At 31.9% G+C, this 15631-nt stretch carries 15 protein-coding genes; 10 read left to right on the top strand and 5 right to left on the bottom strand.

Annotated features, from left to right (window positions below; all coding sequences use genetic code 11):
- Window positions 1-74 precede the first annotated feature (74 nt).
- Together bsdtw1_RS11685 and bsdtw1_RS11680 are read left to right on the top strand one after the other, a co-directional pair.
- Window positions 75-341, top strand: coding sequence for a hypothetical protein (locus tag bsdtw1_RS11685; protein ID WP_183277741.1), 267 nt, complete (start codon window positions 75-77; stop codon window positions 339-341).
- 326 nt (window positions 342-667) lie between these two features.
- Window positions 668-1717 (top strand): ATP-binding protein, encoded by a 1050-nt coding sequence (locus bsdtw1_RS11680; RefSeq protein ID WP_183277740.1) that lies wholly within the window; start codon window positions 668-670, stop codon window positions 1715-1717.
- 122 nt (window positions 1718-1839) lie between these two features.
- Here bsdtw1_RS11680 and bsdtw1_RS11675 read toward each other — a convergent pair whose 3' ends face one another.
- Window positions 1840-2283 carry a MarR family winged helix-turn-helix transcriptional regulator gene (locus bsdtw1_RS11675; RefSeq protein ID WP_183277739.1) on the bottom strand — a complete coding sequence of 148 codons (444 nt, stop codon included), beginning with the start codon at window positions 2281-2283 and terminating at the stop codon, window positions 1840-1842.
- 663 nt (window positions 2284-2946) lie between these two features.
- On the opposite strand from bsdtw1_RS11675, the gene bsdtw1_RS11670 reads away from it, so the two are divergent.
- Complete coding sequence (locus bsdtw1_RS11670; protein WP_183277738.1) at window positions 2947-3720, top strand: hypothetical protein; 774 nt, start codon at window positions 2947-2949, stop codon at window positions 3718-3720.
- A 38-nt stretch (window positions 3721-3758) separates the two neighbouring features.
- A complete protein-coding gene (locus bsdtw1_RS11665) occupies window positions 3759-4124 on the top strand; it encodes a DUF4180 domain-containing protein (protein ID WP_183277737.1) in 366 nt (121 codons plus the stop codon).
- A gap of 200 nt (window positions 4125-4324) precedes the next feature.
- On the opposite strand, the gene bsdtw1_RS11660 is transcribed toward bsdtw1_RS11665, so the two are convergent.
- The 3 genes from bsdtw1_RS11660 to bsdtw1_RS11650 form a co-directional block, all read right to left on the bottom strand.
- On the bottom strand, window positions 4325-4849 hold the full coding sequence (locus tag bsdtw1_RS11660) for a GNAT family N-acetyltransferase (RefSeq protein ID WP_183277736.1): 525 nt from the start codon (window positions 4847-4849) through the stop codon (window positions 4325-4327).
- Between the two features lie 162 nt (window positions 4850-5011).
- Window positions 5012-5398 (bottom strand): YhfM domain-containing protein, encoded by a 387-nt coding sequence (locus tag bsdtw1_RS11655; RefSeq protein ID WP_183277735.1) that lies wholly within the window; start codon window positions 5396-5398, stop codon window positions 5012-5014.
- A 65-nt stretch (window positions 5399-5463) separates the two neighbouring features.
- Entirely contained in the window at window positions 5464-6342 is an 879-nt protein-coding gene (locus bsdtw1_RS11650) for a CPBP family intramembrane glutamic endopeptidase (protein ID WP_183277734.1), read from the bottom strand.
- 272 nt (window positions 6343-6614) lie between these two features.
- On the opposite strand from bsdtw1_RS11650, the gene bsdtw1_RS11645 reads away from it, so the two are divergent.
- Window positions 6615-7238 (top strand): GyrI-like domain-containing protein, encoded by a 624-nt coding sequence (locus tag bsdtw1_RS11645; RefSeq protein ID WP_183277733.1) that lies wholly within the window; start codon window positions 6615-6617, stop codon window positions 7236-7238.
- 159 nt (window positions 7239-7397) lie between these two features.
- Here bsdtw1_RS11645 and bsdtw1_RS11640 read toward each other — a convergent pair whose 3' ends face one another.
- Window positions 7398-8414: an acyltransferase gene (locus bsdtw1_RS11640; protein ID WP_183277732.1), complete on the bottom strand. Its 1017-nt coding sequence runs from the start codon at window positions 8412-8414 to the stop codon at window positions 7398-7400.
- A 430-nt stretch (window positions 8415-8844) separates the two neighbouring features.
- Between bsdtw1_RS11640 and bsdtw1_RS11635 the strand changes: the two genes are divergently transcribed.
- The 5 genes from bsdtw1_RS11635 to bsdtw1_RS11615 all read left to right on the top strand — a co-directional run bounded on the left by bsdtw1_RS11635 (window position 8845) and on the right by bsdtw1_RS11615 (window position 15580).
- Window positions 8845-9564, top strand: coding sequence for an HAD-IA family hydrolase (locus bsdtw1_RS11635; RefSeq protein ID WP_183277731.1), 720 nt, complete (start codon window positions 8845-8847; stop codon window positions 9562-9564).
- Between the two features lie 23 nt (window positions 9565-9587).
- Window positions 9588-10259 (top strand): Type 1 glutamine amidotransferase-like domain-containing protein, encoded by a 672-nt coding sequence (locus tag bsdtw1_RS11630; protein WP_183277730.1) that lies wholly within the window; start codon window positions 9588-9590, stop codon window positions 10257-10259.
- A 35-nt stretch (window positions 10260-10294) separates the two neighbouring features.
- Window positions 10295-10609 (top strand): hypothetical protein, encoded by a 315-nt coding sequence (locus tag bsdtw1_RS11625; RefSeq protein WP_183277729.1) that lies wholly within the window; start codon window positions 10295-10297, stop codon window positions 10607-10609.
- Window positions 10610-10773: 164 nt separating this feature from the next.
- A complete protein-coding gene (locus tag bsdtw1_RS11620; RefSeq protein WP_183277728.1) occupies window positions 10774-11265 on the top strand; it encodes an NUDIX hydrolase in 492 nt (163 codons plus the stop codon).
- Window positions 11266-11530: 265 nt separating this feature from the next.
- A complete protein-coding gene (locus bsdtw1_RS11615; protein ID WP_183277727.1) occupies window positions 11531-15580 on the top strand; it encodes a hypothetical protein in 4050 nt (1349 codons plus the stop codon).
- The last annotated feature ends 51 nt before the right edge of the window (window positions 15581-15631 follow it).

The following is a 15631-nucleotide window of genomic DNA, read 5'->3' as shown; positions in this document are numbered from 1 at the left end:
ATTTTATACACCATCTTGACTTGCGAACAAATGTTCTTATATAATGATATTGATAAGATTTTGAGGTGAGGAAAATGGTGTTAAACAAGAATATAGAAATGGTAGCTGCCTTTAATAAAGAGGGGAAGATAGTACCGGTAAGATTTCGGGTATTTTCAGAAGATGAAAGCTACAGTGTATTTACTGTAAGTAAAATATTAAAGGTTGATGAAATAAAAATTGATAGAATAGAAACTATTATATTCACATGTATAAGTACTATTAATGAAGTACAAAAAAATATAGAGCTTAAATATATAAAGGATACATGTAAGTGGTATCTATATAAAATGAGTGCTTAAAGTAAGAAAATTGTAGCCTGGCATCTGTTAATTGCTTATGTCAGGCTACAATTTTTCGATTCCTAGAAAAATATAAAAATTTCAAGCTAGCTAAACCTACATATTTCGATGGCTTTAGAAGTTTTTTACGGTTACATAGTAAAAAATAAAACTTATTCACATGCCAAGTTTTTCTAATAGGCATTGGGAAAGACAGATGTGCGAAAAAACTCACTGAAGGAGGTCACTTAAGCGATTTTTTTTATACTATGTAAAGGTTACATTAGTAGCAAAATAAAATCTTCAGCATATAGTAATACTAGATTACTTAATAGTAGAGGAGAATCATGGTAAGTTTAAATAGGGTAATAGTGGATAAGAAATTCCTAAGAAGAAATTTAGTTGAGGAAGAAGATATATCTAAATCACTAAGTAGGTTTATTGATAACTCTATTAATGCTAGAAGAGAAGTGACAACTAGCGAAAATCCCTGTAAGATCAATATAAATATAACCGATGATTCAATAAAAATTAGTGATAATAGTGGAGGAATCCATAGCAAGATCACAGACAAAGATATCTTTAGAATTGGTTTTGAAAATGGAGACCATATCTCTGGATTAGGTATTAAAAAGTCTTTCTTTAAGCTGGGGAATAAAATAGAGATATTTTCAAACAAGAAAAGATGCTCTAGAAAGTTTTCCTTAGATCTTAATTTAAGTAGTGACGAGCTTCAATCCCAAAGCGAAAACATAGCTTATAATTCAAAGATAGTAGAAGGAACTATTATAGTAATTAGCGACTTGGAAAAGAGTATAAAGAAGCAGTTAGAAAATAATTATTATATAGATAGCATTTTATCAAGACTAGGAAGAATTTATGGAAAGTTTATCGAAAAAGATGAACTTATAATTATGGTTAATGAAAAAGAGATAACCGCAAAAGGTATTAAGGCTAAGAAATTAAACTCCTGCAAAATTTTAGGCGGTTATGAGGTTGTTCTATACAAGGGAACAAAAGAAGAAGCTTCAGGCATAGACTTGTATATTAATGATTTTATTGAATATGACAGAATAAAAAACAAAGAGGTTAAATGGAATCTATTGAATGAACCAAAGCACACCTATTCAGATTGTATAGTAGAAGTGAGTTATCATGGAGAAAGAGCAAAATTTTTAGAAGAAAAAGACTTGCTATTCACGGAAGTGATAAAGTTTATTAAAGAAAACAAAATGTATTTCTTAAGCAGTACAATAATCATACAATATGAAATGCCTATAGGAAAAGTAGAAGAACTTAAAGAATACTACGATGAAAATACTGCAAAAGCTATAGGTATCAAAGGCTTTGATAAGTTATATGAAGAGTATCTTCACAGCAAAATGACAGATAACTAATACAAATAAAAATATAGATGTATTACTTTTTTGATAGAGATTATCTTTTAATGCTTCTCCAAGATTGGTAAGAGCTTTAAAATAATTTCTAATTAAAGTAGTACATCTTTTTTGTTATTCCACTATAGAAACTTAGACAGTTCCTTGTGAATGCGAAGAAGTGAGTCTATATCTTCCGTTGATATTTTTTCAAGTGCAGAAACCATGGCTATATATGAAGCAGGAGTTTGAATTGACTTTCTTGATATTTCCCTACCTTTGTCAGTTGAAATTAAGTTGATTTGACGTCTATCTTCTTCGGATGATTTACGTTCAACCAAACCCAAATTTACAAGTTCTTCGACGCTAACACTTGCTGTACTTTTAGGAATTAATAATTTCTCTGTTATTTCTTTAAGAGTTATTAACGGAGAAGAATAAATGGTATTTAAAACTCCTAATTGCTGCAAAGTCAAACCTAAACTATCCGCATTTTTTTGTGTGTATTTTGCTAGAGTTTTGCTAATCATCATAAATGATTGAACTACCTCTGCAGCCTGTTTTGCTTTGGAATCATTGTAATCCATAAGAATACCTCCTTTAAATATAGTTCATAATTGAACAGTTCATATATGAACTATATTAAGCTATTTAATTGTCCATGTCAATATAGTTATTTAATGCGTGATATTTCGTCACTCTAGCTTAGCTATTGGCAATTATATAATGGAAAAACAAATATCCCCCACAATATAAAATAGTTAGTTAAAATTTGTACTATTTAAATTCTTAAACTTCATATAATACAATTTCTATTCTGATTTTAAATATAATTACTCAAATGCACTGCTCATACAATACAATCTGTATGTATATATTTTTTATCCTTAGCTTCTGTATTAAATAAATGTTGTTATTTTACTGCTTGTCCATTTAGGTAGAAGTACCAACATTTATTTAATACATAATAGGAGGCTTTTTTTATAGTAATATCTGGCGCACACCTCTTGCCTAATTTTCTGCAAGATTCGAAGTAGATTAAGGCTTTAGATAACTTTTAGAGCTATTCTTTAATATAAGCTAAAGCTTATTATTAACTGGCATATCTTTAATTGTTTCGCTATGATGTATAAGCGTCATCAAAGTATATGACTTGAGTTTACATGCAAATACAATGATGGTATCATATGGATAAGTGTCAAAAAATTATAGTGTGATTTATTATGGCTTTACGATAGGAAGGTGAAAAATTGATTATTAGGGAAAATTCATTTGATGATATTGAAAGCTTTATTGAACACCTAAAGAAAAATGAAAATATTATAGGTATTGTTGAATACGGCGGAAGAACTTATAAGGATATGTCTATTGGTGGAGATTATGATTTGACTGTAATTTTTGATAAACCTATATCTACAAACTTTACAGGAGTACATTTTCACATCAAAGATATTCCTGTTGATTGTATGCTTTTATCTAAAGAGGATTTCATGTCAGATATACCTCAAGATGAATTTATGTTGGTTCATCTTAATTGCAAAATAATATATGATAAGGACAATACAATCTCAGAGTTATCAAAAAGAGTTCAAACTACTTGGGGGACTTCAAGAGATTTATCAGATTTTGAAAAGATGATGTTTAGATTTTCTTTTAAACATGTACTTGATAAATTAGAACATAGATTGTATGATAATGAATTATATACAAAATACTTTATTTATTCCTCAATGGATTGGTTTTTATCCTGTTATGCTCGTATAAATGGATGGGAAGTGGGAAAACCAAAATTACACTTAAAACTTATTGAAGATCAGGAACCTATATTATTCCATATAATTTCAAACTTATATTCAGAAAATTGCTTAGAGAAACAGTTTGAATTGATCAGTAAATGTGCGAATTACATGCTTGATTCTATTGGCGGCCTTTGGAGGGAAGACGAGATTATATTTCACCTCCTGCCAGATGGGAAAAATGATGAAGTTGAGCAAAATGAATTTTTGGATATTTTGATGAACTAGCTTTAGGTATTTAATCGTAAAGTAAAAGGAGAGAAACCATGGAAATTAATAAGATAATAGAAAATAAAGTAGAAATAGCTGTTGTAAAAAGCAGTGAAGTATTGATAACAGATGTTCAATCTGCCTTGGATCTAATAGCAACTGTAAGCTATGAGACAGGTTGTGATGCAATGATTCTAGATAAGTCAACAATAGTAGAAGAGTTCTTTGATTTAAAAACAAAATTAGCAGGGGAAGTGCTTCAAAAGTTTATAAACTATCGTATGAAGCTTGCAATAGTTGGAGATTTTTCAGGCTATACAAGTAAGAGTCTTAGAGATTTTATTTATGAAAGTAATAATGGTAATAATATATTCTTTTTAAGTAGTGAAAAAGAAGCGTTAGAAAAGTTAGGAATTTTGTAGTTCAATGTAATCTAACCATGCTTATAGAAAAATAGTGTGCTTTATAGTGAGCGCAAAAACTTTATTTGATTTTTATAAGATATATTATAGTAAACTTTTAAGACAGTGTATAAATGAATAATATTAATAAAATCACAAGGGAGGTCATTTTGACATCCCTTAAAAATTGTAGTATTTTCAACACATCGCTCAAAGATAGCTTAATCCAAGGTTATCCAGTATCTTTGAGTAATCCTACTTCCTTCTACGATTTCATTTTCAAACTTTCCGTTATTATTTAATATGGTTTTTGCGGAACCGATGTTTTCCTTGTTACAAGTGATTAAAACCTTATTTATATCTAATTTTATGCACTCCTTTAAGGCTAAGGCAAGCATCTCAGTTGCATAACCTTTTTGTCTTTCTGATTTTCTAACACTATAACCTATATGTCCACCAAAACTTAGCAGATAATCATTTAGGCGATGCCTAATATCAATCATTCCAATCAAACGACCATCCTCAGTAGAAATAGCTAAGTATGTTGTTGCTGGAACTAATCCCTTAGCAACTGTTTCTTCTTTTAGATTATTGCAAAATGCAGTATACCACTTCTCAAAGGATTCAGCATCTTTTAAGCCTGCGGTACCATCCATGCTGTCTCCATTTTCTAAAAATTCTCTTTTATAATCCATGATTTTTTCTTTGTATTCTGGGGTAGGTAAAACTAACTTTAATTTACTCATTTTTGCCTCCAATCCCTTATGTAGTATATTAAACAGGTTAAATATTCCTTATTATAGCATCTTTTGCAAGAAAAACACATGGTATGAAGATATTAATTACACACAGTGAAAATCTATTAGGTTCTAACTTATTAGAATTCATGAAAATAGAATACTTCAGTGCTATTCTAAAATCTCTTTAAAAACAGGATTTGACTTTTTATTTATAAACCAAGTTGAATCTTTATTCATTAAGACTCCTTGAACATTTATATCTTTATCTACCCACAGCATATAATCTTCGGAGGAAGTATCTTCAAAATTTATAGTTACAGTGTAATCACACGATCGTATATCAATCTTTGCATTAGTTTTCTTTTTATCATTTATTGCATTGGCAAATCTATCTAAAGTATTCTTATCTGAAAGTATCCATTTTTTCTTGTCAGACTGCCTAATTACTTCAATTGAACTGATTTTCTTACTTTTACCTGCAGTGTTATTGAAATACAGTGCAAATAATACAGCTGCAAAAATGAAAACTAGCAAAACTGAAATTGTTTTTTTCATAAATATCTCCTATATAATCTTATTTTAAAGATACAATAAAAGGTTATATATAATTTAGTTCAATATTATAAATTATAGTTAAGGGTATCAGCTTTTTTCATTTTTTTAATATTGTATATAAGGATAAAAGGTATAGATATAAGCAATACTATAATTCCTATACTGAAAGCTGAATTAATAAGTCCAGAATTATTAGATAACCAAAGTACTTCGTTCTTAGGTATTCCCTTCATGTCACCTAAATAAAGTACCGTGATTGAATCAGCAATATAGTGCATTATCAAAGGTGCAAAAAAAGTGTATTTAAATGCAAGCCAAGCAAAAACTAATGATAAAACTAATGTGTCAGCAATTCTTGAAGCACCATGATTAGGAATGTGATACAAGGCCATAGCTATTGAAGGTATAATGAAATATAAAGCTATTGCAAAATTATATCTTTTTTTAGATAATCTTTTCTTAAGAGCCATTAAACATATTAATGGAAGTCCTCTAAATACAATTTCCTCCCAGGCTGGATTATGCCATAATGAAAATAACATTCTATTCACAACACCTGCTTTTGCAACAGAACTAACTTGTTGTAATTCCTTGAAGTTAGTAATCGTGCTAAAAGCGATGCCGACTATTTGTGCTACGATAAGTCCTATAAAACCTATAACTACAATCTTGCCAAATATCCTATTTTTGAACATATATGCTATACCAACTACATATGAAGCTGCAATAATTCCAAAGATGAGCCAAACAGGTAAGTTTACAGAAAAGTTCCAAGTAACTCCAGGCCAATATAAAATTAATACAGAAGTATTTTTGCTAATAAAGCCTGAGGTTATGAATTGCCCTAAAGTAGATATAAGTGGAATACTAAATATGAAGGCTAGTATGGACTGAAAAACTATATTACTCGGAATTTCTTTAGCATATTGCATGAATTTTTTCATTAATGAATCCTCCTTATTATATTGAAGTAATGTTCAAAATTTCAAATTACTGGATATAATATGAATTTATTATCCTATAAAGTTTCTATAGATACAAGTGCTTGCAAATAGGATATCCTAAAAATATTATTTTACGGAAGTAGGCTAGTTTGCAAAGTGGTTCATCTTCATAAACACTAGATATTTATGGGAAGATATTGTAATATGACAGGATGATGACATATTAGGTGTGATATATTTTATTTATAAACTAGATATAAAGGAGAGTAATTGTGAAATACGAGTGGAAAAAGCAAGAAAAAAACTTATACTTACCAAAAGAGAAGCCGGAATTAATTACGGTACCGAAACAAAAATTCTTCATGATAAGAGGAAAAGGAAATCCTAATGATGAAGATTTTGCAGAAAGAATAGGGGTGTTATATTCTTTGGCCTATGCTATTAGAATGATGCCTAAGCAAGGTTACACACCAGAGGGTTATTTTGAGTATACTGTATATCCACTTGAAGGTGTATGGGATTTAACAGAAGAGGGGAGAAAACTTGATACCTTAAATAAGAATGAATTGCTATATACAATAATGATTAGACAGCCTGATTTTGTTACTGAGGAAGTGGTAAGTAAAGCCTTTGAAAATGTTAGAAAGAAAAAGCCGAATCCTTTATTAGAGGAGGTTACTTTTGAAACTATGGAGGATGGATTATCAGTTCAAATGATGCATATTGGCTCTTATGATGATGAATCACATAGCTTTGAACAAATGAAAGGATTTATAAAGGAAAATGATCTAGAAATAACAACTCTAGTACATAGGGAGATCTATATTTCAGATGCAAGAAAAACTGAAAAATCCAAATTGAAAACCGTTCTAAGATATAGGGTTCATCATAGATAGCTCAATGTTGACTAAGCTATTTTTTTTGATAGCATTATGAATTCTAACAAATAAAGGTCATGTACAAAAAGGGAAAAATTCATTTTTATACATGGCCATAGAAAACACATAGAAATGGTCTTCTGTGTGTTTTTCAATTTGAAGATAGACAGTAGATATTTATCTTACTTTTATAATCTTATTTCTCATTGAGGCTATGATAAATGCAAGACTAAAGGTACACAACAATGTTGGCATAAAGAACAAAATAACTCTTTCTTGAGAAACAAAGTAATGTTTAAACAATTGGTTGTATACAATAGTGTCCGTAATCCTAGATACAAGGTAAATATCTAATGAAAGTAAAGAGATAATGGATATTGCTTTTGTTATAAGTTCGTTATCAAGTGCTATATCATAGAAAACAAGGAAAAATACCACTGCCTCTATGGTAATAATTAAAGAGTCATAGCCACCAACATAAGATGAAAACTTTTGACCATTCAAGTGTGAGCCGTAAATCTCTATAAAGGTTTCTAGGAGTATGATTCCAAACAGTAATAATAGAGATTGTACTTTTTTTATTCTTGGTTTAAATTCATTTATGTAGCATCCGATAAAATAATATGTTATAGGATAAATACTTTGCCAAGAACTAGGGAAGTTAATAAAACCCCCGAATTTTCCATTAAAAGTAGCTGGAAATGCTGTCATAAACAGGGCAATAATTACTAATGCAGTTTTGTGTCTTTTGCCTTTAAGATTGTTATAACATACATTAAGAAAAGGACTTAATAAAAATAATCCTATGTACATTTGTATATACCACGAATAAGAGTCAGCAGAAAAGTTTCCTATAGAAACTAGCCAATTTAATATGCCAGGCCTTTCATTTAATATTGTAGACCTGAATATAATACATAAAAGCGAATAAAAAAGGTATATCACAAGTATTGGTAATATCTTTTTGAAATAAGATTTACTCGGCTGCTTATTTTTTTGTAAATACCCCGTAAGAATTAAAAATAGCGGCACACACATAATGCAAGCCATTCTTATATATGTCTGTATATACATACTAGCGCCAACTATAGGTGTTTCGTAGTATTTGGTATTCAAGAAAAAATGCACGGATACTACGAATATTATGGCAGAGGCTCGTACAATATCAAGACCTATACTCCTATTTTCTTTCATAAGTTGTCCTCCCTTATTTCTAAATAACAGTCCTATAGAATTATATCATCTACGCAGTTATTTGCAAATTTCGTCAAAAATCCTTTATTAGCTCAATATATCGACAATGTGAGTGGTGGTAAAGGGCGTTGTACTAGTATAAAAATTTAATTTTATTTTAATTAGATGTAGAAGTAAGTTTATTATCAAAATTAGTGATAAGTATATATGAAAACTAATACAGAAATATTAGATAAGGATTAAGTAGATATAAATAAGAAGAGTATTTTCGATTTTATAATTTTTAAAAGGGAAAATCATTTGTATTTATCTATTACCTACCACCGTTATATAAATAGTTTCAGATATAGAGTTGTTCATACTTAAATAGTATGGGATTAAATGGAGTATAGTGTTATAATTTCAAGTATTAGGCTTAAGGAGGAGAAAAATGCTACAACACAAGAATTTAAAAGCAATTTTATTTGATTCTGGACGAGTTCTTAATGATCCGAGAACAGGAAACTGGTTCGTACCTCCAAATTTTCATAGGTATGTAGATAAAAATAAATTCGATTTGTTAGATGAAAAGCTGATACAAGTGGCTTTTTACAAAGCTATGAAGTTTTTAGAAGCGAAGAGCATTATCTTAACAGAGGAAGAGGAGTTTGAACACTTTATAGAATTTTATACAATACTATCAAATGAACTACCAGATTTAGAGCTTAATGAAACACACATCATTGAAGTAGCTAGAGATACAGTTTTTAATGATGAAAAGTTTTTGTTTTATGAGGATGTGTTTGAGGTTATACCACAGTTAAGTAAAAGCTATAAGCTTGGAGTAGTATCAGATACCTGGCCTTCACTTGAGAGAGTGTTCAGGAATGCTGGATTAAGAGAATATTTTTCAACCTTTGTTATGTCATCAAAAATAGGAGTTATAAAGCCAAATGAGTTAATGTTTAATACTGCTTTAACTGAGTTAAATATAAAGCCAGAAGAAGCAATATTTATTGATGATAATATAAAGAATGTTGAAGTGGCTATTAAATTGGGGATGCAAGGCATCTTGATGATAAGAGATGAAAATTGTAAGGTTGACACAGAGTATAAAACCATTAGAAACTTAAAGGAGCTTTTAAGTTTGTTAGGATTGTTAAATAGCTAGAGTTTAGCAGGAGGGAAATTATTATGAGTGCTTATTATTTGTTTAGTGATTTTGATATGGACAAAGGATTTACCGCTGAAGTAAGAGATAATTTGCTTAGTGATATAAAGAGTGATCTCAAGATAGTTTTCATAGCTTCTAGTCCTGATTTCTTTGAGATTACTGATAAATATGCTAAGAGATATTTAGGCTGGTTTTCAGACCTTGGGATTAATTTTAAATCTAGCAAAGTAATTGACAATAGAATGAAGAAAGAAGAAATGCTAGAACACATACGATATGCTTCAGTAGTTTTTCTTATGGGTGGACCTACAATGATTCAATTTGATTTTCTTAAGCAAAATGAACTTCATAAGGCATTAAGAGAATATGAAGGCTGTGTTTTAGGACTAAGCGCTGGAGCTATAAATATGGCTAAAGTAGCTATTTGTACGGCAGAAAGTGAAGAGGATAAAACAGAGATATATGAGGGGCTTAACCTACTTGATATATCTATAGAGCCGCACTTTAAAGGTAGAGGAAATGAAACTAACCTTAACGAACTATTAAGAATATCTGAGGAACATGATATATATGCAATGTGCGATAATGGAGCTATTGTATGCAGAGGAAAAGAACAGTTTTTTTACGGTGAGCTATATTTGATTTCAAAAGGTAAAATTAAAAAAGTAGATGAAAGTTTAAATAGGAACTAAGGCAATAGAAATTTAAATTGATGAGAGGTAAAAGTATGGTTAAAGTTACATGTCCAGTTTGTAAAAATAAATGGGTAGACAAAGGAATAAGGAATAAATACGAATGTATAAATTGTAAGTCAAAGCTTGAAATGTCTAAATTTTTCAAGAGTCTTTTGATCATTATTCCAATATTTACAGTAGTAATTTTTTCAATAACAGGTGCTATAATTGCTACGCATTTATTGCCAGATAAAGAAAAGGTGATTAAATATATTATTTGTACATTAATAGAAGGGGTATTTGCATTTGGTGCAACCTTTTTATTAATAAAAATATATCCAAATAAACTATCTCAAGTCAAAGAATAGAAATAGAACTCGAAGTGGTGAAGAAAGTATAAGGATTATAATCATTCAATATGCGTTATATTACATGTACATATGGTGATTAAGTTTTGAAAAATAAGTGTGTAATTACATTTTAAATGAAGTATCTATAGGATTAAATAATATAAAAAACAAGGAGTCGTTAAATGAGTAAAGATATCATATTTAAAACAGAGGAATATGTGTTCAGCTATAGAGTTGCAGGATTGCTAGTGCAAAATGGAAAGGTCCTGCTGCAAAGGCCAGTAGGAGACACTGGCTATGCAATTCCTGGAGGACATGTTGCACTTGGGGAGACCAATGAAGAAACATTAATTCGTGAATTTAAAGAGGAAATAGATGTAGACATTAAGGTAGACAAACTAAGATGGGTAGGAGAAATATTCTTTCCATGGGGAGACAAACCTTGTCATCAAATATGCCTATTTTATGATGTATCTTTAACAGGAGATATCAACATACCTCTTGAAGGAACATTCTTTGGTACTGAACAATTGGAGGGAGAATCATTCAAATTAGAATTTTCATGGGTTGATATTAAGGAGATAGAAACTATAGAATTATATCCTATTGAAGCAAAACAGTATCTTTATGAGGGATTAAATGAAGTAAAACATTTTGTATATAAAGAGAAGTAATGACTGTTAGTTGTAAATATAGATTTATCCTTGAATAACTATAAAAATTGGGCGGAAAAATGATTAATCTAAGGATTGTTAAAAAGTTGCAAACTAAAACAAAGCATTTATTTTAAACACTACATTATTCAAAACTGGATTTTGTGGTGTTTTTTATTTATAAAAGTACAGTTTTGAAATCACCAAAAATTCGAATGAAACATAATATATACAAAAGGAATACCTTTTTGTAAAAATTTAATAAAATATTGTGGGGGCAATTAATATGAGTTTTGAAAACAAAAACTGTGAAAAAGATGATTGTTGCACAAGTAAAAGCTGTTTAGTTGAACATGCAAGGCATTCAGATACAGCTAATCATGCAATAACATCAGATACTTCTAAGGTAGCACAAAAGGCAGATGTATCTCAAAAGTCATTAACTTCAAATTACTCTGAAAACTCAAAACACGCTACAAGTTCTGATGAAAGTGAACATGCAGAAAAAGCGGATTACGCATTAAAATCAGGGCATTCAGAGTGTTCAGATAAATCGAAATTCTCAACTAATGCTAAAAATTCAGAGCATTCAACAACAGCCGATGAAGCAACTCATTCTTTATGTTCAGATAGTGCAACTGATGCAGCGCATGCTTCATCAGCAGATATTTCAATCAATGCAAAGTATTCAGAAAATGCAACAAAAGCATGTTATTCTGAGAACTCAAAGTGTGCAGATTATTCTAAAAAAGCAGATTGTGCAAAAAAAGCTGAGTATGCTGAAAAAACAATGCTCTCTGAGCATAGTAAAAATTCTGAGCATGCAGAAAAAGCTGAATTTGCTTGTAAGGCTGAATTGGCAAATGAAGCAAAATGTGCAAAAAATGCTGAACACGCTGAAAAATCTGATTATGCATGGAATGCGGAGTTTTCAAAGTGCACAGAGCATGCAGAGATAGCTGAAAAAGCTAATTATAGCAAAAAGGCCGAGTTTGCGCTTAAAGCAGAATGTGCTGAAAAGTCTAATGCTGCTTTATGTGCTGAGCATGCAGAGATAGCTGAAAAAGCTGGATTTTCGAAAAAATCAGAAAGTGCAAAAAATTCGGAAAAATCTCAGATTGCTGAATTTGCTTCTAAGGCTGAATTTGCAAACAAGGCAGAATGTGCTGAAAAGGCTAAGAATGCTGAGTGTGCTGAATTTGCTTGTAGATCAGAATATGCTGAAAAAGCAGAGTTTGCAATAAAAGCTGAATTCGCTCAATGTGCAGAAAAAGCTGAAAAAGCTGAACATGCAGAGTTTGCATGCAAGGCTGAAATAGCTGAAAAGTCCCAATGCGCAGAAAAAGCTGAATTTGCAAAATGTGCAGAAATAACTGAGAAAGCTAGACATGCTGAACATGCTGAATTTGCATGCAAGGCTGAAATGGCTGAAAAAGCTGAATGTGCAGAAAAAGCTGAATTTGCTAAGTGTGCAGAAAGAACTGAAAAAGCTAAAGAAGCTGAAAAAGCAGAGTTTGCTCACAAGGCAGAAATAGCTGAAAAGGCAGTATGTGCTGAAAAAGCTGAATTCGCAAAGTGCTCAGAAAGAACTGAAAAAGCCAAAGAAGCTGAACATGCTGAATTTGCATGCAAAGCTGGAGCAGCAGAAAAAGCTGAATGTGCAGAAAAAGCTGAATGTGCAGAAAAAGCTGAATTCGCAAATTGTGCAGAAGAATCTGAAAAAGCTAGAGAAGCTGAACATGCTAAATTTGCATGCAAAGCTGGAATGGCAGAAAAAGCTGAATGTGCAGAAAAAGCTGAATTCGCAAAATGTGCAGAAAAAGCTGAAAAAGCTAAAGAAGCTGAACATGCTGAATTTGCATGCAAGGCTGAAGTAGCTGAAAAAGCTCAATGTGCAGAAAAAGCTGAATTCGCAAAGTGCGCAGAAAAAGCTAGAGAAGCAGAAAAAGCAGAGTTTGCATGTAAGGCTGAGATGGCAGAAAAAGCTGAATGTGCAGAAAAAGCAGAATTTGCGAAGTGTGCAGAAGAATCTGAAAAAGCTAGAGAAACTGAACATGCAGAGTTTGCATGTAAGGCTGAAATGGCTGAAAAAGCTGAATGTGCAGAAAAAGCTGAATTTGCAAAGTGTGCAGAAGAATCTGAAAAAGCTAGGGAAGCTGAACATGCAGAGTTTGCATGCAAGGCAGAAATGGCTGAAAAAGCTGAATTTGCTAAATGTGCAGAAAGAACTGAAAAAGCTAGAGAAGCAGAAAAAGCAGAAAAAGCAGAATTTGCATGCAAGGCAGAAATAGCAGAAAAGGCAGTATGTGCAGAGAAAGCTGAATTTGCTAAGTTTGCAGAAAGAACTGAAAAAGCTAAAGAAGCTGAAAAAGCAGAGTTTGCAAAAAAGGCTGAAATAGCTGAAAAGGCAGTATGTGCAGAAAAAGCTGAATTCGCAAAGTGCTCAGAAAGAACTGAAAAAGCTAAAGAAGCTGAACATGCTGAATTTGCATGCAAAGCTGGAGCAGCTGAAAAAGCTGAATGTGCAGAAAAAGCTGAATGTGCAGAAAAAGCTGAATTCGCAAAATGTGCAGAAAAAACTGAAAAAGCTAGAGAAGCCGAACATGCTAAATTTGCATGCAAAGCTGAAATGGCTGAAAAAGCTGAATGTGCAGAAAAAGCTGAATTTGCAAAGTGTGCAGAAAAAACTGAAAAAGCTAGAGAAGCTGAACATGCTGAATTTGCACGCAAGGCTGGAGTAGCTGAAAAAGCTGAATGTGCAGAAAAAGCTGAATTCGCAAAGTGCGCAGAGAAAGCTAGAGAAGCAGAAAAAGCAGAGTTTGCATGTAAGGCTGAAATGGCTGAAAAAGCTGAATGTGCAGAAAAAGCTGAATTTGCAAAGTGTGCAGAAGAATCTGAAAAAGCTAGAGAAACTGAACATGCAGAGTTTGCATGTAAGGCTGAAATGGCTGAAAAAGCTGAATGTGCAGAAAAAGCTGAATTTGCGAAGTGTGCAGAAGAATCTGAAAAAGCTAGAGAGGCTGAACATGCAGAGTTTGCATGCAAGGCAGGACTAGCAGAAAAAGCTGAATGTGCAGAAAAAGCTGAATTTGCGAAGTGTGCAGAAGAATCTGAAAAAGCTAGAGAGGCTGAACATGCAGAGTTTGCATGCAAGGCAGGACTAGCAGAAAAAGCTGAATGTGCAGAAAAAGCTGAATTTGCGAAGTGTGCAGAAGAATCTGAAAAAGCTAGAGAGGCAGAAAAAGCAGAATTTGCATGCAAGGCAGGACTAGCAGAAAAAGCTGAATGTGCAGAAAAAGCTGAATTTGCAAAGTGTGCAGAAAAAGCTGAAAAAGCTAGAGAAACTGAAAAAGCAGAGTTTGCATGCAGGGCTGAAATGGCAGAAAAAGCTGAATGTGCAGAAAAAGCTGAATTTGCAAAGTGTGCAGAAAGAACTGAGAAAGCTAAAGAAGCTGAAAAAGCAGAGTTTGCATTAAAGGCTAGAATGGCAGAAAAAGCTGAATTTGCGAAATGTGCAGAGAAAGCTGAAAAAGCTAAAGAAGCTGAACATGCTGAATTTGCATGCAAAGCAGAAATGGCTGAAAAAGCTCAATGTGCAGAAAAAGCTGAATTTGCATATAAGGCTGAAATAGCTGAAAAAGCAGAGTTTGCATGTAAAGCTGAGATTTCGCTTAAGGCTGAGTGTGCAGAGAAGGCTGAATTTGCTGAAAAAGCTGAATGTAGTAAGTTATCTGAGCATGCTGAGTTTGCATGTAAAGCTGAAAATGCGTTAAAAGCTGAGTGTGCAGAAAAAGCTGAATGCGCAAAGAAATCCGAGCACTCAGAAAAATCTGAATTTGCTTGCAAGGCTGAGAAAGCTGAATTTGCTAACTATGCAAATAAAGCAGAAGAATCTTGTAATTCAAATCATGCAAGTGTAGCAGATACTGCTCTTAATATAGATACAAGAAGAAACTTCTGGATTACAGGATGTCCAAATTCTAATCAAGTATCGCCAAAATGTCCAGTTATAATGCAGAACATCCCTGTAAAGATAAATAGGGGAGAATCTCTTCATGTAGATAGAATAAGATGTTCTTTAGATTTCTACTGTCCAGATCATAGCCTAGTTCTAAGAGTATATGCTACTGAAATAAGGAGTACTACTCCATTAGGTAATATTATTTATTCATCAGACAGTAATGTTGATGAAGTTCCTTCATCAGGTCTAATTTACAAAAATACTGGTTTCTCAGATAAGACTATAATTCTTCAAATTGCTATAGAAAATAAAACAGATAAAATGTTGCATGTAGATATGCCAGATTCATGGTGGATAGGTTTGCAAGTTAGATAGAATTATTGATTCTATATTCTAGTATATCTTATAAACTACTAATATAGTTTT

This window comes from Clostridium fungisolvens (genome assembly GCF_014193895.1).
GTDB classification, from domain to species: Bacteria; Bacillota; Clostridia; order Clostridiales; family Clostridiaceae; genus Clostridium_AR; species Clostridium_AR fungisolvens.
Note: the sequence above shows the minus strand (reverse complement) of the source record. Positions and strands in the feature narration are given on the sequence as shown.